This is a genomic window from Aliinostoc sp. HNIBRCY26 (assembly GCF_050235535.1).
In the GTDB taxonomy this organism is placed as follows: domain Bacteria; phylum Cyanobacteriota; class Cyanobacteriia; order Cyanobacteriales; family Nostocaceae; genus Trichormus.
Genome location: NZ_CP189852.1, coordinates 6,728,644 through 6,751,659, shown reverse-complemented (window position 1 = coordinate 6,751,659; position 23,016 = coordinate 6,728,644). Strand labels below are relative to the sequence as shown.

At 41.6% G+C, this 23,016-nt stretch carries 17 protein-coding genes; 13 read left to right on the top strand and 4 right to left on the bottom strand.

The window, feature by feature from the left end; translation table 11 throughout:
• Positions 1-9: 9 nt before the first annotated feature.
• On the bottom strand, positions 10-1,248 hold the full coding sequence (locus tag ACQFX9_RS28440; protein ID WP_427159864.1) for a phosphotransferase family protein: 1,239 nt from the start codon (positions 1,246-1,248) through the stop codon (positions 10-12).
• Positions 1,249-2,155: 907 nt separating this feature from the next.
• The gene (locus tag ACQFX9_RS28435) at positions 2,156-2,476 is read right to left on the bottom strand and encodes a TMEM14 family protein (RefSeq protein WP_427159863.1); all 321 of its coding nucleotides are present in this window, start codon (positions 2,474-2,476) and stop codon (positions 2,156-2,158) included.
• Positions 2,477-2,641: 165 nt separating this feature from the next.
• Between ACQFX9_RS28435 and ACQFX9_RS28430 the strand changes: the two genes are divergently transcribed.
• The 7 genes from ACQFX9_RS28430 (at position 2,642) to ACQFX9_RS28400 (ending at position 11,656) form a co-directional block, all read left to right on the top strand.
• A complete protein-coding gene (locus tag ACQFX9_RS28430; RefSeq protein ID WP_427159862.1) occupies positions 2,642-3,967 on the top strand; it encodes an ATP-binding protein in 1,326 nt (441 codons plus the stop codon).
• A 181-nt stretch (positions 3,968-4,148) separates the two neighbouring features.
• Positions 4,149-5,414, top strand: coding sequence for a tellurite resistance TerB C-terminal domain-containing protein (locus tag ACQFX9_RS28425; RefSeq protein WP_427159861.1), 1,266 nt, complete (start codon positions 4,149-4,151; stop codon positions 5,412-5,414).
• A gap of 160 nt (positions 5,415-5,574) precedes the next feature.
• Complete coding sequence (locus ACQFX9_RS28420) at positions 5,575-6,903, top strand: ATP-binding protein (RefSeq protein WP_427159860.1); 1,329 nt, start codon at positions 5,575-5,577, stop codon at positions 6,901-6,903.
• 185 nt (positions 6,904-7,088) lie between these two features.
• Entirely contained in the window at positions 7,089-7,364 is a 276-nt protein-coding gene (locus ACQFX9_RS28415) for a type II toxin-antitoxin system HicA family toxin (RefSeq protein WP_103138928.1), read from the top strand.
• On the top strand, positions 7,330-7,719 hold the full coding sequence (locus ACQFX9_RS28410) for a type II toxin-antitoxin system HicB family antitoxin (protein WP_427159859.1): 390 nt from the start codon (positions 7,330-7,332) through the stop codon (positions 7,717-7,719). The genes ACQFX9_RS28415 and ACQFX9_RS28410 overlap by 35 nt, the downstream gene beginning before the upstream one ends.
• Positions 7,720-7,764: 45 nt before the next feature.
• Complete coding sequence (locus ACQFX9_RS28405) at positions 7,765-9,927, top strand: DEAD/DEAH box helicase (RefSeq protein WP_427159858.1); 2,163 nt, start codon at positions 7,765-7,767, stop codon at positions 9,925-9,927.
• Between the two features lie 16 nt (positions 9,928-9,943).
• Positions 9,944-11,656 carry a protein kinase domain-containing protein gene (locus ACQFX9_RS28400; RefSeq protein ID WP_427159857.1) on the top strand — a complete coding sequence of 571 codons (1,713 nt, stop codon included), beginning with the start codon at positions 9,944-9,946 and terminating at the stop codon, positions 11,654-11,656.
• A gap of 103 nt (positions 11,657-11,759) precedes the next feature.
• Here the strand turns inward: ACQFX9_RS28400 and ACQFX9_RS28395 are convergent, their stop codons facing one another.
• Positions 11,760-12,059 carry a 30S ribosomal protein PSRP-3 gene (locus ACQFX9_RS28395; RefSeq protein ID WP_427159856.1) on the bottom strand — a complete coding sequence of 100 codons (300 nt, stop codon included), beginning with the start codon at positions 12,057-12,059 and terminating at the stop codon, positions 11,760-11,762.
• Between the two features lie 205 nt (positions 12,060-12,264).
• Here ACQFX9_RS28395 and ACQFX9_RS28390 point away from each other — a divergent pair, with 205 nt between their 5' ends.
• The 3 genes from ACQFX9_RS28390 to ACQFX9_RS28380 all read left to right on the top strand — a co-directional run bounded on the left by ACQFX9_RS28390 (position 12,265) and on the right by ACQFX9_RS28380 (position 14,861).
• A complete protein-coding gene (locus ACQFX9_RS28390; RefSeq protein WP_427159855.1) occupies positions 12,265-12,630 on the top strand; it encodes a four helix bundle protein in 366 nt (121 codons plus the stop codon).
• Between the two features lie 57 nt (positions 12,631-12,687).
• A complete protein-coding gene (locus ACQFX9_RS28385; RefSeq protein ID WP_427159854.1) occupies positions 12,688-13,521 on the top strand; it encodes a TIGR01548 family HAD-type hydrolase in 834 nt (277 codons plus the stop codon).
• Between the two features lie 116 nt (positions 13,522-13,637).
• Entirely contained in the window at positions 13,638-14,861 is a 1,224-nt protein-coding gene (locus tag ACQFX9_RS28380) for a DUF4336 domain-containing protein (protein WP_427163024.1), read from the top strand.
• 80 nt (positions 14,862-14,941) lie between these two features.
• Here the strand turns inward: ACQFX9_RS28380 and ACQFX9_RS28375 are convergent, their stop codons facing one another.
• A complete protein-coding gene (locus ACQFX9_RS28375; protein WP_427159853.1) occupies positions 14,942-16,423 on the bottom strand; it encodes an aminotransferase class I/II-fold pyridoxal phosphate-dependent enzyme in 1,482 nt (493 codons plus the stop codon).
• A gap of 367 nt (positions 16,424-16,790) precedes the next feature.
• On the opposite strand from ACQFX9_RS28375, the gene ACQFX9_RS28370 reads away from it, so the two are divergent.
• The 3 genes from ACQFX9_RS28370 to ACQFX9_RS28360 are packed head-to-tail and all read left to right on the top strand — an operon-like array spanning position 16,791 to position 22,892.
• On the top strand, positions 16,791-18,827 hold the full coding sequence (locus ACQFX9_RS28370; RefSeq protein ID WP_427159852.1) for a TIGR03032 family protein: 2,037 nt from the start codon (positions 16,791-16,793) through the stop codon (positions 18,825-18,827).
• Positions 18,824-18,961 carry a hypothetical protein gene (locus ACQFX9_RS28365; RefSeq protein WP_427159851.1) on the top strand — a complete coding sequence of 46 codons (138 nt, stop codon included), beginning with the start codon at positions 18,824-18,826 and terminating at the stop codon, positions 18,959-18,961. The genes ACQFX9_RS28370 and ACQFX9_RS28365 overlap by 4 nt, the downstream gene beginning before the upstream one ends.
• Positions 18,962-18,992: 31 nt before the next feature.
• Positions 18,993-22,892 (top strand): VCBS domain-containing protein, encoded by a 3,900-nt coding sequence (locus tag ACQFX9_RS28360; protein WP_427159850.1) that lies wholly within the window; start codon positions 18,993-18,995, stop codon positions 22,890-22,892.
• Positions 22,893-23,016: the final 124 nt, after the last annotated feature.

Genomic DNA, 23,016 nt, shown 5'->3' with positions numbered 1-23,016 from the left:
TTAGCTGGTTTAGCAACCACGCAACCGAGTTTTTTCGTAATATAACCGCACTAATTGCTTCTCTTTTTCTGGTTGAGTGACTTTATTCATCTTCGTTATAGAACTGATAATTTCTGATTCCTGAGTTCCCAAGATACTAACTATAGATTTTTCGGGCATAGTCAGAATATTTTTAGCTAGCTCTAACTTATAAATATCAGAATTATCAAAGTTGTGGCAATTATGAATACTGTCTTGAATCTGGTGGATTAATGCTAATCCGGTAAATTTCATGACTTTTATTAAAAAATCATTACTATATTCCAAAATCATCGGGAAAGCATCAAGATAAGCTTGTAATAAAGCTACCAATGACGGTTGGATATCCTCTAAAGGAGTAATGGCTAATTGTAGAGATTCTTCTAATTGTAAAGTTGGGTCTATCACTAAGCTAGAAAGCCAAAGTTTTAAATAACTAGCTATTATATTACCCAAATCAAAGGCGGGATCTCCCCATCCGCAGGCTTCCCAATCAATTAATCTGATTAAGCAGTTATCTAATTGATCCCATCGGGAATGAATGAGAACATTGTGCAGGTGCAAATCATTGTGTGTCAAACAGCAAGGATTCCATTCATAGGCTAAATCAGCAATAGCCGCTTCTAAACTTTCATAACGTTGATAAAGTGTATAAAACTGTAATGATTTGCTGTTAACTTGACCAAAAATTTCTGGTGTAATGGAATCTATCCCTTGGGCTGGGTTGTAAAAGCTATAGCGAAATTGTCCTGCGGGGGCAGTCGCCATAAAATCGCGGTATTCCTTGCGTTGGAAAGTAGCGCGATGGAGGGCGGCTAATGTTGTGCCAATTGCTGAGGCGATTTCTAAGGGGAAAATATTGTTTTGTTGATAAAAATTACTTAAATCTAGGTATTCGCTGAGATAACTACGCACTAGGATGGAATTTTCTTCATCAAAATGTAGCACTAAGGGCGCGATCGCAGAAATATTACCTAAGACGGGGAATTGTTGCAGCAGTTGTTGAAACAACCATTCATTAAACAATTCGTGGGGAGTTCCATCACTTTTAATATTTTGTTCTTGCTTGACTAGGAGTTGAAGATTATCATCTAAATTCACCACTAAATTCTGATTCTTCTGATTAGCTTTGAGTTCTCTCACAGTCTCGAAACTGCCATTTACCAAGCTACACAGACCTCTACCTTGTAGATACCGGATAACATTACGAGCAGAAAGTGGTGATAACATAAAATGATTTCCTAGTTAGTAAAACCGCCGTAAATCTCTAAATATCGGGCTGACTTTTACTTCAGCAATTAGGGTAGATAACAACAAGTATTCATATATTAATGTTTTTCAATCTATTCCATTAATATCTTATTTGTTAGTTTATCACCTGCCAAAATGGCAATAATTCGCTTTATTTTTGCTTTATTTTTTGATATTTTCCCTATTGAATCTTTATGGAAAATACACTGGTTGCTAGAAATAAATAAATAGTATTTTGTTGAATTAATTGAGTTGTAAACAATAATTATTGAGCAAAAAACATCTTTGTTAGGTAATAAATAGTACATAGTCAGCAATAGTCATCTCTGGCTATTTCAAGCCCATCAGACTTGAAAACCAAGGATAAATAATTGTGGTAGTCATTAAATTATACTTTATACTTATAGATTTTTTGTATTTTATTTTACATAATTATTTTATTTATAATAAATGCTCAAAAAGATTTATTTATATATTTTCAAATTTATTAGTCTTGTGTAATTGAGTCATCATCTACTACAAAAACTGTCTCTAGGTAGATGTCAGTAAACACTATTAGTTGCGTATTTCAAAAAGAGTATTTTGTCTTAGAAGGGTAACGTTGCTTCTCTACCAGAAGCAGACTATTATTTTCATCTATCACCGCCAAGTTGCTACAACCGGATATTTTTCCTGAAAAATATTCATCATCCAGTTGCAGTGAGTGTAAATGGTTACTTTGAATACAAAATTGGGGACTGGGGACTGGGGACTGGGGATTGGGAATTAAGTAAAAAATCTACCTTGTCCACCCATGCCCAATGCCCAATGCCCAATGCCCAATACCCAATACACCATAATTGTCTGATAAACCAATATGGATGTACTATAACAATGTCAACAATTGCTACCTGACAGTCACAAGTTGATTTACCATAACTGTCAGTGCCAACATCCCTAAAATAGTCATGAGGCCTGCTGGCATGAATTTACGTGTTTTAGCTAGTCTCAAAGCAAAGAAAACAACTAAAACAGCTGTAACGCAAGTTGCTAGAATCAAAGCCCAGGCTTGTCCTTGGAATTGTAAGTAGGCAGCTAAAAGCAGTATAAAACCGCTAACTAAACCACTGAAGAGAGAAACTTGACTATGAGCTTGAAAGTAACCAATAATGCCACCAATAATCGCCAACACACCATAGGCGATCGCAGCAATTATACTTGAATTCATGGTTAACCCTTATGTAGATTTTGCCTTTGCTACCCAGTCCAGCAGAAAATTAACCATCAGCTAAATTTAAGCTGTTCTACATTTAATCTATATACAGTCATCCTTAAAAATGCTCAGTTCTTCATTTTGAATTTTGAATTCCTTTGATTGACGGATAACTCAGCTATGCCCACGGCAAGTTCTTCTTCCTATGCCCAGGTTCAACTCCTCCAACGCCAAGCCGCGTCACTTTTACTTTATCAATCAGTCCTGCAAGATGAAGTAGGAATTGCCTTTTTGGAGTTGTTACAAGCCATTCGCTACACCGATGCTGATGCACGGGGTTGTTTGCAAGCCTATGGTAGTTATTTTCACGCCCTTGCAAATCAACAGCAAACCTGGGAAGACTACCTCATCATTCAAATTCTCACGGCGGAAAATCCCTTCACCAAACTAGCCCAAAAACGAGATTTTGAGGCTTTACCCCAGGCTTTAGTCGTCGCCGCCCAGCATGATTTACAAATATTACAGAGTTTGTATGAATGTAGTAGTGCAATTTTGAGTGAATGGGTGCAAGGTGTAGGACATTTAGCCGTGTCTCCTGTGGTGTGGTACGTTGAACCAGAAGCAACCACCACAGGGTTAGTATCGTCTCTGCACCATTGCGATAATTGGGCAGAGTTAGTACAAGAATTAGCAAATCACTATCGCCAATGTGGTACAGGCTTATTTGCCCAATATCGCGCCTTGCGTTGGCAAACAGGTGAATTCATCGGCATTCCTCACCCTGATCCCGTGAAGTTACACCACCTAGTCGGGTATGAGTTACAAAAAGATACATTAATTAAAAATACAGAATTTTTATTAGCTGGAGAAGTCGCACTGCACGTATTACTTTATGGGACTCGTGGTGCAGGTAAATCTTCCTTAGTTAAGGCCTTGTTAAATGAATATAGTCATCGCCACCTGCGTTTATTAGAAGTGACAAAATCACAATTGCAGGATTTACCCACCATAGTAGAACATTTGCGCGACTTGCCCCAGAAATTTATCATCTTTGTCGATGATTTATCCTTTGAAGAAGACGATGACGCATTTAAAGCTTTAAAAGTCGTGCTAGAAGGAAACTTAACAGCTAGACCACAAAACGTAGTTGTGTATGCTACATCTAACCGTCGTCACCTAATTCGGGAATTCTTCACCGATAGACCAACACCCAAACAAAACGAAGAAGTCCATGCTTGGGATACCATGCAAGAGAAACTTTCCTTTAGCGATCGCTTTGGTTTAACCTTAACCTTTGAATCCGCCGATCAAAACACGTATTTACAAATTATTCAACATCTTGCCGCCCAATCTGGAATTGACATCCCCCAGCAGGATTTAGAATTTCAAGCCTTACAATGGGCTACACGCCATAATGGACGTTCTGGAAGAACAGCAAGACAATTTATCGATTTTCTCAAAGCAGAACTATCACTTTTGGGAGGAAATCCAGAAAACCAAGATTGAGAACTTATTAACCGCCAATACAATCACAGTCACTTACCAATAAATGAGGTCAACCCCTTCACCATCACCTACCCACCTTCAAAGTGCCGTTAACAAAGCACAGCGTTAGCCAATGCTGAATCCTAAATCTTGATTAAAAATCCCAATCCCCAGTCCCCAATCCCCGATCCCCAACCCAGCCATGCAGTCATCCATGTTCAGCAATCGATTTATATTAGGTATCGTTGCCTTTAGTGTCAGCTTTGGTCTGAGTCTAGTCCCCAAATGGGATTTTAACCAAGCTTTCCTCACAGGCGCAATTACCGTAGTCGCTACCTATGCCGCAGCCTTATTTGTAGATAAGCGGCGCAGAACCCATGAAATGTTAGTTTTAGCTTCCTTTCGCAAACGCATCAAAGAAACCGAGGGACTTAAATTTCGCGTAGTCAAGGAAATTGAGCAAATAGAAGCCCATCGTAATTTACTTTACAACGAAACCAAGCAACTACAAAATCACATTCTCGAATGTCGTAACCAAAGAGATAGTTTACACCGAGAATTAGGTAACTTTGCTTCCCAAAGAAAGCAAATAGAAGCAGAAGTCACCAACTTAAAAATCGAGATTCAAAATTTAGAAAAAAATCAGTCAGATTTACAGCATTCAATATCAGCACTCGTCTCAGAAAAACGTCGCCTCGAATCTAATTACAACGCCTTCCATGCAGAAATTAATCAGTTGCAAACCCACATTCAAGAACTCAGACAAGAAAAACAAGAAATAGACAGCAATATTACACTACTCGGTAGAATCAAACCGCAGTTAGAAGAAAAGCTTTATGAATTGCGCTTAGAAATCCAAAAATTAGAGTCAGAAAAAAATCAGCAAAATCAGTTACTCCAAGCCACAACAATTGAGAAAAATGATGTCACAGCCACCATCAATTCCTTACAATCTCAAAAGTTTCAACAACAAGAGCAATTACAGCAATTAAAAAATGAAATCTCCCTACTGCAACAAGAACGAGACTTACTACAAAATCAAGTTTGGGAACTACTCCAGCAAATAGAAACATTTAACCAAGAACCCATCTCTGAAAATTCACAAGAGGAGAATATTGAAATATTTCCCTTTGCAGACTTATTAGAAACAGGAGAAACATCAGATAACTTACCCGAAATATGGGACAGATTTTTTAATCAATTACCAGGGCATGAATTCCAAGTATTAAAAGCTATAGTCGAACAAGAAGACCCCTACCCGAATATTAAAAAAATTGCCGAATCTAATATTACCATGCCCAATATATTAATTGACGCTATAAATGAACTAGCTACTGATGTCATCGGTGAATTAATTATTGATACCACAGGAGATAAACTAGAAATTTATCCAGAATATATCCATCATGTCACCCAAATGATCGACCTGTATGAAAACCTCATGGCTAGACACGCCTCATCCAATTAAAAAGTAAAAAATTACAAAACCTCCCCTAGAATTAATACATACCACAATTTATTTTTATTTTTCTGCATTTTGCCTTTTAACTTTTAACTTTTGCCTTGTTCAATCACACGTTGTAAAATATCGTTATCATAGGCGTTGACATCCAAATAAAGTAAAATACATGGCAAAGCTCAAACTCTCGAAAAAAACTTCAACTGCATTAATTAATTCTCTCGGTGCGGGAGTAGTTCCCAGAATCGGAGTTGAACACATAGCAGTTGGTCGAGAAAAAGAACTTAAAAGCCTATTACAAAACCTTGATGATATTGCTGAAGGTGTCGCCGCATTCCGATTTATAATTGGTAACTACGGTTCTGGTAAAAGCTTCATGCTACAAATGATCCGTAACCGTGCTATTGAGCAAGGTTTTGTAGTTGCTGATGCTGATTTATCTACAGAACGTCGCCTAGCAGGAAGCAACAATGAAGGCTTGGCTACCTATCGAGAATTAATGAGCCATCTCTCTACAAAAACTCGTCCTGATGGGGGAGCATTAGTTTCAATATTAGAAGGATGGATTAATAAAATCCAACAAGAAGTAGCAAAAGAAACTAACTTACATCCCCATGACGAAGGTTTTGACGACCAAGTAGAAGCCAAAATTCGGGAAGTTGTTCAGTATATAGAAGATTTAGTCCACGGTTTTGATTTTGGTACAGTCATTATTTCTTATTGGCGTGGTTATCGCTTAGATAATGATGACCTAAAAAATGCTTCACTGCGTTGGTTAAGAGGAGAATTTAACACCAAAATTGAAGCAAAAGCTGCTTTGGGAGTACGTGTCATTATTGATGATGATAGCTGGTTTGATTACGTCAAACTTTTAGCGAAATTTGTCGCTGAGATTGGTTATAAAGGGCTGTTAATTTTAATTGATGAAGCGGTAAATATCTATCAAATTTCCACTACAGTAACTCGTGAGAAGAACTATAACCGACTGCTAGGGATGTTTAATGACACTATGCAGTGTAAAGCTGAAAATTTAGGTATTTTTATTGGGGGAACAACCAAATTTTTAGAAGACCCCAACCGAGGATTATTCGCAGACCAAGCTTGGCGCAGACGCACTAAAGAAAGTCGTTTTGCTACTCAAGTAGATGTGCAGGAATTTTTGGGGCCAGTTATCCGATTAAATCCTTTGAGTGAAGCCGAAATTCTCACGTTATTGCAACGGTTAACAGAGATGCACTCAACTCATTTTAATTATGAAAAAACTTTGAATAGTCGTGAGTTAAAGGAATTTACTCAAGAAATTGTTAACCGCTTAGGTGCAGAAGCATTACTCACACCAGGGGAAATCATTCGAGATTTTATTAGTGTGTTGAATATCCTACATCACAATCCCAAGATCAGATTTAGCGAATTAATTCATGGTTCTCAATTTCACCCTACTGCTGTGGGTAAGGACTCAGGTGTTAATGAAGATAACGCCGCAGAGTTTAGTTTGTAGTCTCTTTTGATTTTTAAACGCAAAGTGGCGCAGAGGTAAACGCAGAGGAACGCAAAGTTATATAAATTAAGTGAAACTTAAATTTGTAGTGTCGTTAACTACCAAAAGCTTTAGTTGGTGCGTTACTATTTTTATTCCCATCATTGCTATAAAAACTGTGATATCATATATGATACTATGCTCCAATGAGCAAGTTAAAAAAATTGGTTGAGCAGTTTCTTAAACGTCCGCCAGAGGTAAGGTTTGAAGAAGTCCGTTACCTTTTAGAAGCTTTTGGTTTTGAGGAAAAACGGTCTAAAGGTAGTCATCATAGTTTTCGAGACTCTCAAGGGAGAATTTTGACCATACCTAAAAAAAGTGGACAAAAAGTAAAAGGAGTCTATATTCAGCAAATTATTGAGTTATTAAATCTAGAAGAGTGGAGCGATGAAAACACTGAAGGTACAGAACAAGCAGATTGAGAAATTATCTTTAGAACATTATTTAAATCTTCAATATCCTGTAACACTTTACCCTGATGCAGAGGGAGGATATGTAGCTCAAGTTAAAGATTTACCAGGATGTCTTACCCAAGGCGAAACTTTAGAAGAAACAATTACTAATATTAATGAAGCTAGGGAATTGTGGATTGAAACAGCTTACGAAACTGGAGACGAAATTCCTCTACCTAGCACTGATGATAACTATAGTGGTAAACTACTTTTGCGGATGCCTAAATCTCTGCATCGACGTTTAGCGGAAGCAGCAGAGAAAGAAAATGTTAGTCTTAACCAATATCTTGTTTTTTTATTAAGTACGTCAAAAATTACACCTTAAGACATTAGCATATCATGTCACTGGAAATACTTTTGCTGAACAGACATGAGTGATGCTTTTAATCGACTTGCACCCTTTATTCAAGAATATATCTATCATCACAACTGGGCGGAATTACGACCAGTGCAAACAGCAGCTTGTCAAGTAATATTTGACACGGATGCTCACTTACTAATTGCCGCCGCTACAGCCGCAGGGAAAACAGAAGCGGCTTTTTTACCTGTCTTAACTGTTTTACATAATCATCCCAGTAATACCATAGGTGCATTATATATCGGCCCTATTAAAGCTTTAATTAATGACCAATTTGAAAGACTCAATGATTTACTACAATCAGCCGATATTCCGGTTTATCATTGGCATGGGGATGTGGCGCAAAGTCGCAAGAATAAGTTAATACAAAATCCGCAAGGAATTTTACAAATTACGCCGGAATCTTTAGAAAGTTTATTAGTAAATAAATATAAAGATTTACCACGCTTATTTGGTGATTTGAGGTTTGTGGTTATTGATGAAATTCATGCGTTTATGGGGACTGAACGCGGTTGTCAAATTATCTGTCAATTACAGCGTTTAGGAAATTTTACTCAAACACAACCGCGCCGCATTGGTTTATCAGCTACGCTTGGTGATTATTCAATGGCTGAGGAATGGTTGCGTTCTGGGACTGATAAACAAGTAATTACACCGCAAGTTGAAGCAGGTAAACGCCAAATTAAATTAGCTTTGGAACATTTTTATATTAATAATGAGGAATCAGATAAATCAGACTATGAGCAATATATTTTCAATTTAACTCAATCTCGTAAATGTCTAATTTTTGCTAATAATCGCACTCAAACAGAATCAATTATTGCTTCATTGCGAGAAATTGCGGCGAATCAAGCATTACCAGATATCTATCATGTACATCATGGTAGTATTTCGGCTAGTTTGCGACAAGTAGCAGAAAATGCCATGCGCGAACCTCATCAACCGGCTGTAACTGCGGCAACTCTGACTCTAGAATTAGGAATAGATATCGGTCATTTAGAAAGAGTTATTCAGCTAGAATCACCGCTTTCTGTAGCTAGTTTCTTACAACGTCTAGGACGCGCAGGTAGGAGAGGAGAAGCGGCTGATATGCGCTTTGTTTGTGCTGAAGAGGAACTATCAAAAGATACTGCTTTACCAGAACAAATTCCTTGGCAACTTTTACAATGTATTGCTATTATTCAACTTTATTTAGAAGAACGTTGGATTGAACCAATTAAGCCAATTCAATATCCTTTGAGTTTGTTATATCACCAGACAATGAGCGTTTTAGTAGCCACAGAGGAAATTTCTCCGGCTGCATTAGCTAAACAGGTGTTAAATTTACCACCATTTCAGGCAATATCTCAGGAAGATTATAAATTATTGTTGCTGTATTTGATTGATATTGGTCACATCCAACGCACTGAGCAAGGTAAATTAATTTTGGGTTTAGCGGCAGAAAAAATAGTGGGTAAGTTTCAATTTTATGCTGTCTTTGCTGATAACCAAGAATATAGTGTGAAGCAAGGTAGTACCGCTATTGGTAGTATTGTGATGCCGCCTCCTGTTGGTAGTCAGTTTGGTTTAGCTGGGAGAACTTGGGAAGTATTGGAAATAGATTTTAAGAAAAGAAATATTATAGTGAAGCAGGTAGAGGGGAAAGCTACTAGTTATTGGCGTGGTGGTGGTGGGACGATTCACACTAAAGTTTTGCAAAGAATGCGGCAAGTATTATTAGAAGATGTAGAGTATAGTTATTTGCAAAATAATGCTCGCCAACGTTTACAGACAGTGCGTCAGCTAGTGAGGCAAGCTGGATTAGAACAGCAAAATATTGTCAGGTTAGATAATGGTAAGTGCTGTATTTTTCCTTGGATGGGAACAGTAGCTTATCGGACTCTAGTCAGATTAATTAATAATTTCTGTCGTGAGTCTTTGGAAATTAGCAGTATTGGTGGTGTTAATCCTTATTATTTGACGATGAAGTTAAGTAAGAATAAATTTCAAGATGTCCGTCAAGAAATTATGGGTTTGTGTGAGCAGAGAATCATCCCAGAAGCTTTAGTGAGTGATGCGGAAGCACCACAAATGCAAAAATATGACGAATTTATTCCGTATCCACTTTTACGGAAGGCTTTTGTTTATGATTATTTAGATTTGGCAGAAGTTCAACAAATAGTATTAAGTTGGTAGTAAATAGAAGTGTTTGGTGGTGTTGAATATTTTACAAAACCGCTATCGTTTAATTAATTTCATTAGTCAAGGGGGATTTTGCCAAACTTATGTGGCTGTAGATGAAGGCAAATCACCCCAAATTCTTTGTATAGTGCAGAAATTAAATGGTGATCAGTACACATACCAATCTTTTGCAGCAAAGGCACAGTTAATTCAAGACATAGGAGAATATTCACTAATTCCAAATTTACTGACGCATTTTCAGGAGGATGGTTACTTTTATTTAGTACAGGAATTTATTCAAGGGTCGAATTTAGTGCAAGTATTGGCAGATGAAGGTAGTTTTAATGAAAGACAAATTTGGCAGCTTTTACAACAGATATTACCAGTTTTGCAGTTGATGAGCGATCGCCATCTGATTCACTGTGACATCAAACCCCAAAATATCATCCGCACTAACTCAGGAAATTTTACCTTAGTCGATTTTGCGAATACTCAAATCGTCTCAGAAATTAACACCAATTACAACATGACTGGTAATCCTGAATATGCTGCACCAGAACAAATTCAAGGTAAACCAGTATTTGCTAGTGACCTTTATAGCTTGGGTGTGACTTGTATTTATCTTTTGACTCAAATTCCACCCTTTGATTTAGTTGATATTGTTAATGATTGCTGGGTGTGGCGACAATATCTAACTATAAAAATTAGCGATCGCCTCGGCAAAATCCTTGATAAACTCATCTCTAAACCCATTAACCAACGCTATCACTCAGCCGATGCGGTCATGTTGGCAATGGGAATTAATAACACAGCTAAATATTCTCTTCACAGTCAAAAGTCCTCTCCACCGTGGCAATGTATTTATACTTTCACAGGTAGTAGTTGTATTAACACCCTTGCTATAAGTCCTGACGGGAAAATTTTAGCTAGTGGTGGCGAAGGCAAAACAATTAAATTATGGGACTTAGAGACAAAAAAACTCGTCAACACCCTATCAGGACATTCTCAAGCCGTGACATCGTTGGTTTTTAGTCCCAACGGGGAATTTTTAGCCACCGCTAGCGATGACCACAGTATTAAATTATGGCACTTACATACATCACAAGTAATTTACACCCTCACAGGACATACAAACAGCGTCAAATCAGTTGCTTTTAGTCCCGACGGGCAAATTTTAGCGAGTGGAAGTTGGGACAAGCAAATCAAGCTTTGGGATGTGAACACAGGGAAAGAAATCTGTCACCTCATAGGACATCAATTACAAGTGAGTGCATTAGCCTTTAGTCCTGACGGCAGACTTTTAGCTAGTGCTAGCTTTGACAGAACAATTCGCCTATGGCAATTAAAAAACCGCCAATGCTATGACTTGTTAGAAACAATCTCAGGTCATACACGGGCGGTTTTAGCGATCGCCTTCAGCCCAGATGGTAAAATTCTGGCTACAGGCAGCGATGATAACACCATTAAATTTTGGGATGTCAACACTGGTCAGCTAATTGACACATTATTGGGTCATTCTTGGGCAGTAGTCGCCTTAGCTTTCACCACTGATAGCACAACACTCATTAGTGCCAGTTGGGACAAAACCATCAAACTTTGGCAAGTCAACACAACACAAGAGATAACTACTCTAGTAGGTCATGTAGACTCAGTATCCACGGTTGCCGTCAGCCAAGTTGCACAACTAATAGCTAGTGGCAGCCGGGACAAAACAATTAGACTATGGCAGGTGAGTGCTGAGTAATGAGTGCTGAGTAATGAGTAATGAGTAATGAGTAATGAGTAGAAAATACTAAATACCCAATGCCCCATGCCCCATGCCCAATTCCCAATTCCCCATGCCCAAATCAAGCACTACCAGTGAAGGCAACTTCAGGGAATTTTAACTGTGCTTCTGCCATCGGACGGTTTCTGCCTTCCTCTTGCCAGTAGTTAATCACTTCTGTTGCTTTGTTGAGTAATTCTACTCGGTCTAAGTCAGAAATCCAGTGTTTGGATTCGAGTTCCTTTTTCAACTCTTCCCAGGCATCATTTCTAGGCCAGAAAAAATACTTAGTCAAAGGACTTGTACCTTTGCCAACAACTTGATCGACTGCCAGGGCAACGTTCTCATCTAGCCAAAGGATTTTCAAAATGAACTTGGACAATTATACCTCCGGGGAATATCCGGCTATGACTTACTAAGTTTGCGATCGCTTATTTTAACTCAATATTCACCAGTTAACCAAATCAATTAGGGAATGGGGCATTGGGCATGGGGAATGGGGCATGGGGCATGGGGCATTGGGAATAGGGCATGGGGAATTGGGCATTTTAGAGATTAGTAGGGACGATTTGTGGATAAAAATAATCGTGAATAGACCGGATTTTGAGGATTTGGAAATATATAAGTTGGCTGAGAAATTGGCTAATGTAATTTGGAATATCGTCAAGAAATGGGATAATTTCGCTAAAGATACAGTCGGTAAGCAAATAGTGCGTTCTGCTGATAGTATCTGTGCAAACATTGCGGAGGGTAGAGGTAGATACAATGACCGTGAAAACAGGCATTTTATCAAGATTGCCAGAGGTTCTTTATATGAAACAATTAGTTGGTTAAGGTTAGCCTACGTCAGAAATTTACTGCAAGACGAAGATGTCACCAACTTTAAACCCATCCTAGACAAATTGCTACCCAAACTAAACGCCTATCTCAAATCCATAGGCAACAGGAATTAATCCATCAACATCAGTCAAAACATATTCCCATTCCTAATGCCCAATGCCCAATGCCCAATGCCCAATGCCCAATGCCCCATTCCTAGAATTATGATGAAAGAATCTTCAAAAAAAGCGATCGTTGTATTTGATATTGATGGTGTTATCCGTGACGTTGGCAGTTCCTATCGTCGGGCATTAGCAGACACGGTAGAGCATTTTACTCACAAAGCTTATCGTCCCACATCTTTAGAAATTGACCAACTCAAATCAGAAGGGATTTGGAATAACGATTGGGAAGCATCCCAGGAATTGATTTATCGTTACTTTGCAAGCCAAGGAACACCACGCGAACAATTACAACTCAACTACGACACAATAGTTACATTTTTTCAATCTCGTTATCGGGGAACAGACCCCGAAAATTGGACGGGATACATCTGTGATGAACCGTTATTATTAAAACCTAGCTATTTAGAACAACTAACACAAGCGGATATTGCTTGGGGTTTTTTCAGTGGTGCTACTCGTGGTTCTGCTACCTATGTTTTAGAAAAACGTCTCGGTTTACAGTCTCCAGTTTTGATTGCAATGGAAGATGCACCGGGTAAACCAGATCCCACAGGATTATTTGCGACTCTCAAACAAATAGAAAATAACTCAGAAGAGACATCCAGCATTATATACGTAGGTGATACCGTAGCAGATATGTACACCGTCGGCAAAGCCAAAGAACTGCAACCTCACCGCACCTGGATTGGTGTAGGTACTTTACCACCCCATGTCCAAGAAACCACAGAACGTGCAGAAGCTTATACCCAGACACTAATCAAAGCAGGCGCAACCATAGTTTTAAGTAATGTTGAACAGTTAATTCCAGGTAAAATTGCTGAGTTAGTCATTAGTCAATAGTCATTAGTCAATAGTCAATAGTCATTAGCCATTTTCTCTACCTTGTCTACCTTGTCTCCCATTCCCAATGCCCAATGCCCAATGCCCAATGCCCAATGCCCAATGCCCAATGCCCAATGCCCAATGCCCCATCCCCAGATAAAATGAGTCCGAAAGATTTTACTTGGCCTTTTTGGTTTACTTTACCGCTTTATCCATACAGCAGGCGGCGAACGCTGCGGCAAGAAGTGATTAAAGATACAATCTGGACTTTTGACCAGATGCAGGGCGTTTTTTATGTGATTGTCCCTATTCGGATGACGGTGGTGAAATTAAATGAGGGTGGGCTGTTGGTTTACGCGCCAGTCGCCCCGACTCGTGAATGTATTAGGCTAGTCAAGGAATTAGTGGCAGAACATGGGGATGTAAAATATATTATTCTGCCTACGATTTCTGGTTTAGAACATAAAGTATTTGTCGGGCCTTTTGCTAGACAATTTCCCCAAGCACAGGTGTTTGTGGCACCAAATCAATGGAGTTTTCCGCTTAATTTGCCCCTGAGTTGGCTGGGTTTACCTCCTCAACGCACTCACGTACTACCAGCCGATAGTAGTCAAACTCCTTTTGCTGATGAGTTCGATTATGCAATATTAGATACCATCGACCTTGGCCCTGGTAAATTTGCAGAGGTGGCATTTTTACACAAGCGATCGCACACTCTACTAGTCACAGATACGATTATTTCTATACCAGAAAATCCGCCTGCGATCGTTCAGTTAGACCCCTACGCCTTACTATTTCACGCCAAAGACCAAGCCGCCGATATCGTCGCCGATACTCCCGCCAACCGTCGCAAAGGATGGCAGCGCATCACCCTATTTGCCCTGTATTTTAGCCCTAGTGCCTTAGAAGTTCCTCGTTGGGCTGAAGTCTTGCGTGATGCCTTCAAAGCCCCAGAACGGTCATTTAAAGCTTATTTTGGATTATATCCCTTTAAATGGCGATACGATTGGCTGCGTTCTTTTGATGCAGTGCGCGGTGATGGACGTTTATTTGTCGCACCTATCTTACAGACATTAATTCTCAACCGCGCACCCCAAGAAACTATTAACTGGGCAAATAAAGTTGCTAGTTGGAATTTTGAATGGATTATTCCCTGTCATTTTGACGCACCAATTAAAGCCGAACCGCGACAATTTCGCCAAGCTTTTTCTTTTTTAGAAAGACAACCTGCTGTGAGTGCAGGTGTATTTAGTAGTAGTAGCTATCCTTTACCAGAGGAAGACTTTCAACTGTTAAAAAACATTGATCAAGGTTTAAATAAAAGTGGGATTGTACCACCACCAAAAGAGAGATTGTAGGGTAATTTTAGATTTAAAACTCCTCTCCTGGACTCTTACTCTCTGCGTCTCTGCGCCTCTGCGTGAATTAGACTCATATTCTAGCTAATTACTTTCAAAGTCTGCAAACTAGAATCATGACAACCAGTGATCAATCCGCCTTGTTGTTGAATGTGCTGTAAATATTCCAAGATAGTTGGTGTAATGACTTCCCCAGGAATTAACGCCGGAATTCCTGGCGGGTAGGGACAGATAGTTTCAGCACAAATGCGATCGCACGCTTCCCACACAGGTACGATTTCACTAGCAGCAAAAAAAGCCTCACGGGGAGAAATCGCCTTTAATTCTTGCTCCCCTTCCCTAGTAGGGAAGGGGTTGGGGGTTAGGTTTGCAAAAGTTCTATCTATCAGCTTGGGTGATGGGTTGATTTTCTCTAAACTCCGAAAACCTCGTACTAACTGTTGAATATCCTCGCCTGTGTTCCCCAAACTAATAATAAAAGTAATATTTTGCAGGGTAGCAAACTCCGCCGTTACCCCTTGCGCGTCTAAGATTTCTTCCACCTCAAACCCAGTCAAACCCAACCCAGATACATTGACAGTCAGTCGTGTTGCATCTAAATCGACAAACCCCGGTGATAAATCTCCTGTGGGTGGTTGCAAAACTGACAACCCTGGAATTTGAGTAATGCTATTTCTCGCATCACGCGCCAGTTGCAAAGTCCGAGACATCAGATATTTACCATCTACCGCCATTTGTTGACGCGCCGCATCGAGGGAAGCTAATAATATATAACTAGGACTAGTGGACTGTAAAAGTTGCAAAGCCTTACTCACACGGTCAATATCAATTCTCTCACCTTGGACGTGCAGCATAGATGCCTGCGTCATTGCGCCGAGTACCTTGTGAATTGACTGCACAGTTAAATCTGCATTGCAGGCTAAAGCTGGGGTAGGTAAATCAGGATGAAAAGCAAAGTGCGCTCCGTGGGCTTCATCTACCAGTAAGGGAATATGGTATTGATGAGTAATTTGGGCGATCGCTTGTAAATCTCCACAAACCCCGTAATATGTGGGGTAAACTGTCAACACAGCCTTAGCGTCTGGATGTTGCTGTAATGTAGCTTGTAGACTCTCCGGCGTGATACTGTGGGCAATATCTAAAACTGAGTCATATTCAGGATGAATAAATATTGGCATGGCACCAGATAAAATTAAACCAGCGATCGCTGATGAATGCACATTACGCGGCAAAATTATCTTATCCCCAGCACCACAAGTAGCTAAAATAGCCGCTTCAATGCCACAAGTCGAACCATTGACTAAAAACCAAGTTTGTGCAGCCCCAAAAGCCGCCGCCGCTAGCTGTTGCGCCTGTTGAATTACTCCCTGTGGTGCAGATAAATTATCTAAATCAGCCAACTCCGTCAAATCAACACTAAACACATCCTTACCCAACAAATCAATCAAAGCTTGACTAATTCCCCGTCCCCGCTTATGTCCAGGCGTATAAAAAGCTGCATGAGGACGCGCCGCACAGTTTTTCAAAGCTGCGAGTAAAGGTGCTTGATTTTGATTGAGCATTTGTAGAAAATCGAACCGCTTCAAACTTATATCATGTCTGGCGATCGCCGCTAGAAATTTTGCCTATTTATGACTTAGCAATCAGTAATAAATTAAAGAATTACCGCAATTTCACGGGCTACTTTATTGAATTTTTTATAAAGTCGTCCTAAATACTGAGTTTTTCATCATATTATTTAATGGCTTCGTAAAGGACAACACTAACGTTTACTTTGAATTAAGTATTAAACCCCTGGTGATTTCATAGGTGCTGCCACAAGTTTTTTGTTTAGGAAGCATCAAGAAACCCTTGTGGTATAAACAGTGCTTTCAATTCAAATCAGACCTTATTAAATAAATGAGTTCTGCCTCCATCCTGTGACTATTCATGGATGATGGAGAAATTTTGTCTTGGCAAAAATTAGTCTTTATTAAACATTCTATGGAGAATATTCTACCCCAAATTGACAGTATCTCTTCACCAAACTTACCCAAACTAGAAATTAACTGTTCACCACAGTTAGCCAACTGGCTGCAAACTCAGGGTATTAGCCTCGCGTTCACTACTTATCAAACTAATCGGCTATTTTTTATCGGTTGCAATCACCAAGGGAGGATAGCCGCTCACGAGCGATTGTTTGATAAACCGATGGGTATGTATGCAGTCAACAACAGCATATATATCAGCACACGTTATCAAATTTGGCGGTTTGAAAATTTACTTTCACCAGAAGAAATATATCAGCAAAGTGACTGCCTTTACATCCCTCGCACTGCATACACCACTGGTGATTTGAATGTTCATGATGTTGTGCTGGATGACTCAGAAAATATCGTCTTTGTCAATACAGATTTTAGTTGTCTCGCCACCATCAGCCACGACTATAGTTTTGTTCCCCTGTGGCAACCAAGCTTTATTTCCAAATTAGCCGCCGAAGACCGATGTCACCTCAATGGGTTGGGGTTGCGCGATGGGAAACCAAGATACGTCACCGCCTGTAGCACTACTGACACCGCCGCCGGATGGCGTAATCATCGAGTAGGCGGGGGTGTAGTGATTGATGTGCAATCTAACGACATCATCACCACGGGTTTATCTATGCCGCACTCGCCGCGCTGGTATCAAGACAAGCTGTGGCTATTGAATGCAGGGACGGGGGATTTTGGCTATGTGGATGATGGAAAATTAGTGCCGATTACCTTCTGTCCGGGGTTTGTGCGAGGGCTGGCACTTTGGGAAAACTTCGCCTTCGTGGGCTTGTCGAAATTGCGATCGCCTACTTTTAGCGGACTACCCCTAGAAGAGAGACTGACTAATCTAGGCAAGACTTCCCAGTGTGGGCTGATGGTAATTGATATCAACACTGGGGAAACGGTACATTGGCTGCAACTAGATGGGGTAGTGGAAGAACTATTTGATGTAGTAGTGCTACCGGGTGTCCGTCAACCCCAGGCTTTGGGCTTCCAGTCAGAGTCAATCGAACGCCTAGTAACTTTTCCCGGTTCTGGTGGCATTGTTACCACCAAACCCACAGCAAAACGCCCCAGTGTCGGCAGCATAGCCCCCATCGCCGGATTACCCAGGCAAATCTGGGAAGCTTCAAACACTGAAGAATCTTCCAATGCCCCATCCCCCATCCCTGATGCCCCAAAATACCAACGCGTTTATCACCTCACCCCCAGCAGTTTAGCTGATTACGATGCTTTCACCTTCCCCAGTTTGCAGCAACGGTGGCAAACCCAACCCCAACGGGGGGAATTGGTGGGGATTTCGGCATCGGTGGCGGGGGATATGGTGGCGTTTGCCATTGCGGAAATGTTACCAGAAGCAACGGCGGAATTAATCTCGCTGTTTGTCGCCCCAGAATATCGGCAGCAGGGCATTGCTACTAAGCTGTTGCAGTATTTAGAGAAAGCTTTGGTAAAAGAAGGCTGTCATCAAATCAGTGTAGTTTACCAGCCGACAACATTAACGGGAATTGCCCTTGAACCCCTGTTAGCTAAATTGGCTTGGCAAACGCCCACTTCTGGGGCAGATAGTACAAAGCGATCGCATAAATTCCTCAATACATCCGCCCGTGCCTATTTTGAGCAGGGGAAACAGTGGGCGCAGCAGGGCAACTTGCAAGAGGCAGTGGCTAGTTTTATTGAAGCAATTCGCCTGCAACCAGATTACATTGCTGCCTACAACCAGTTGGGTAATGCCTTGCAGGGGTTGGGGCAGATAGAACAAGCGATCGCCGCTTATCAACAACTCCTGAGCCTCAACCCCAATGTGGCGCAGGCTCACTGCAACCTGGGAGCCATCTGGCAGATGCAGGGAAAAAAGGAGGAGGCGATCGCAGCCTATCAACGGGCAATTCAACTCAAACCAGATTTAAAAGTAGCACATCAAAATCTCGCCAACTTAGTGGGGGATAAATGAGCAAGATTAATCCAGTGGGCAGATCACCGCCACACCTACACGTCATACCAATTCACCAAAATCATCAATACCGTTCTTCTCCTAATTCCTCAACTCTTACACCCATTCACACCAAGCGTTTCACGTTTTTTTAGTGACATTCATTCTTAACACCACAGAGAAACCATGAGCGATCCTAAATTTCTGACAATTATCACCAACCCCTTCAGCCTTAACGATGTGGGATTCTCTGCCGTACCCACATTGGCCGATATTGATGGTGATGGCGACCTTGATGTCTTTGTGGGCAGTAATAATGGCGATACGTTGTTCTACCGCAACACAGGCACTGCGATCGCTCCCCAGTTTGTATTTTCTGGCACCAACCCCTTTGGTCTCACCGATGTGGGATTATATGCTGCACCCACATTTGCCGATATAGATGGGGATGGCGACCTTGATGCCTTTGTGGGCAATCGTGACGGCAATACGCTGTTCTACCGCAACACAGGCACTGCCGCCGCTCCCCAGTTTGTACTCACAAGCACCAACCCCTTCGGTCTCACCGATGTAGGAAACTATGCCAAACCCACATTTGCCGATATAGATGGGGATGGCGACCTCGATGCCTTTGTGGGCAATCGTGACGGCAATATGTTGTTCTACCGCAACACAGGCACTGCCAAAGCTCCCCAGTTTGCAGCCCCCATCACTAACCCCTTCGGTTTGACTAATGTGGGATACAATGCCGCACCAACGTTTGCCGATGTTGATAGGGATGGCGATCTCGATGCCTTTGTGGGCAATCTTGACGGCAATACGCTGTTTTACCGCAATACAGGCACTGCCGCAGCTCCCCAGTTTGCCGCTCCCATCACCAACCCCTTCGGTTTGGCTAATGTGGGATTGCTTGCCGCACCGACGTTTGCCGATATTGATGGCGATAATGACCTCGATGCTTTTGTGGGCAATCTTGAAGGCAATACGCTTTTCTTTACAAACCAGCCCGATCCTGTTCCTAGCTTTAGATTCCTCGCCCCCATCACCAATCCCTTTGGCTTCATTGATGTGGGGGTTTCTGCCTCTCCCACATTTGCCGATATTGATGACGATGGCGACCTCGATGCTTTTGTAGGCAATGGGGACAGCAATACGCTGTTCTACCGCAACACAGGCTCTGCCAAAGCTCCCCAGTTTGCCGCTCCCATCACCAACCCCTTCGGTTTGACTAATGCGGGAAATGCTTATGCCTCTCCCGCACTTGCCGATATCGATGGCGATGGCGATTTTGATGCTTTTGTGAGCAATAACTCCGGCAATACGTTGTTCTTCCGTAACACGGGAACTAAAACCAATCCTGTCTTTGCCTCCCCCGCCACCAATCCCTTTGGTCTGACTAATCCAGGGAATGATGCCGCACCGACATTTGTTGATATTGATGGGGATGGTGATCTCGATGCTTTTGTGGGCATTAATAACGGCAACACGGTGTTCTTCCGCAACACAGGAACTCAAACCAATCCAGTCTTTGCTTCCCCCACCACCAACCCCTTCGGCCTCACCAATGTGGGGAGTTGGAGCAGCCCCACATTTGCCGATATCGATGGCGATGGCGACTTTGATGCTTTTCTGGGCAATGAGCAAGGTGATACGGTGTTCTTCCGCAACACGGGAACTAAAACCAATCCCGTCTTTGCCGCCCCCATCACCAACCCCTTTGGCCTTATCAGTCTAAAAACTTCTTTTATAGGAGCTTATGCTGCACCGACGTTGGTCGATATAGATGGTGATGGCGACTTCGATGCCTTTGTGGGCAATCGTAACGGCAATACGGTGTTTTTTGAGTTTGATTATACCCTCACAGCAGTCAACGATGCCGTCAGCACGAATGAAAACAACGTACTCAACGGCAATGTACTGACTGCCAACCCTACCACCCCCGACAGCGACATCGACGGCAACCCCTTGACGGTAACAGCAGTCAACGGCAGTGCGGCTAATGTCGGGACTAAAATTAACTTGGGCAATGGTAAACTCACGGTAAACGCTGATGGCACGTTTAGCTTTGACCCCACCAATGGCACTGCTACTCTAACCGATGGCTACGATTACTTAGCTCAAGGAGTCAATGCCACCGTATCCTTTAAATACACCATCAGCAATCGTAACAATCGTACAGACAGTGCCACCGTCATCATCACAATTACCGGGGTAAATGATACCGCCACCATCACAGGTACAACCACAGGTGCAGTCACCGAAGATGGCAGCGCAATTAACCTGATAGGCACCAATGGCTTTTTAACTGTTGATGATGTCGATACTGGTGAAAACAGATTTAAAACTACTTTCACTTCAGCAAGTGGCAATCTCGGTAGTTTCATTATCTCCGAGAGTGGACGTTGGAATTACTTTGTTGACAACAGTGCGGTGCAATTTCTGGGTGCAGGCGTAACCAAAACTGAAACCTTCACCGTACAATCTTTTGACGGTACTGCCCAAGATATCGTCGTCACCATTACCGGGGTAAATGATGCAGCCACCATCACAGGTACAGCCACAGCAGCAGTCACGGAAGATGCCACTACACCCAACCTCACAGCTACAGGCTCATTAGTTGTTAATGATGTCGATACTGGTGAAAACAAATTTAACACCACTGTCACAGGCATAAATAACTTAGGCAGCCTCAGCATCACCGAGACTGGCACTTGGAATTACACCATTGCTAACAGTGCGGTGCAATCTCTGGGTGCAGGTGTAACCAAAACCGAAACCTTCACAGTCAAATCTGTTGACGGCACAGCCAGCCAAGATATTGTCGTCACCATCAACGGCGTGAACGATGTACCCACTTTAGCCCAGGCAATTGCTGACCAAACTGTCACAGCCAATCAATCCTTTAATTTTGTCATACCAGTAGATACTTTTGCTGATGTTGATGCTGGGGATATCCTCACCTATAGTGCTACCCTCGACAATGATGCCGCATTACCTAGTTGGCTACAATTTAACCCCAACACCCGTACCTTTAGCGGTACACCCACCATTAATGATACTGGAATTTTCAATATCAAAATCACAGCCAGTGATAGCCAAGGAGCTACAGTCACAGATATTTTGGCTTTAACAGTCAATGGCTCTAACATCATCAACGGCGATGATAACGATAATTCCCTGTCTGGCACTCCCAACGCCGATATCATCAATGGCTTTGGTGGCAATGATTACATAGAAGGTCTAGCTGAGAATGACATCATCGATGGTGGTACTGGAAGATTTGACCGGATATTTGGCGGCAATGGTAATGATGAAATTATCGACCCAGACGGCATTCTGGGAGCGCATGGTGGTACAGGCAACGATACCATTAACATCACCTTTGCTGCCAATTGGGATAATGATACTAATTCCAGCACTGCCCCCCGTTCTGATGGTAAGATTACTGGCGGTTATGGCAGTGACACCATTACTGTCACTATGAATAACAGTCAGTTCTTTATTAACCTCAAAGGAGATGAGTCAGTCAGCAATACTCCTCAAGATGGTGATGATGTAGTGACACTGTTGGGCAGTTACCAAAATGCAGTTGTTGACCTGGGTGGCGGTAATGATACCTTTATTGGCGGCATTGGTAGCGATAATGTCTCTGGTGGTGCTGGTAATGATACAATTTTTGGTTTTGGGGGTAATGATAAACTCACTGGCAATGATGGGGATGATATTTTAGTCGGTGGTGCTGGTAACGATAACCTGACTGGTGGAAATGGAAAAGATATCTTTAGTTTCTCTTCACCACTTAGCGACGGCATTGACACTATTACAGACTTTAGTGTTCTTGATGACAAGATTCGTGTTGATGCGGTGGGTTTTGGTGGAGGACTGGTTGCTGGTGTTCTAGCACAGACTCAGTTTGTTTTGGGTTCGGTGGCTCAAAATGAAAGCAGCCGCTTTATTTACAATCAATCTACTGGCACACTTTTCTTTGATGTTGATGGTACAGGCTCTAGCCGTCAGGTTCAAATTGCTACTCTCTCTAATAAGGCTGTGATTGATTCTACAAATATTGTAGTTATTGAACTGTAACCTTGTTGATTTCCCCCTAACCCTCCTGGGAAAAGTTACCCATTATAAACATCTTTCTTCACCTTCCGAGAGCATTAATTCACGTTTCTAAAACATGATTCTTGCGTTTTTCATTCTCAATCAA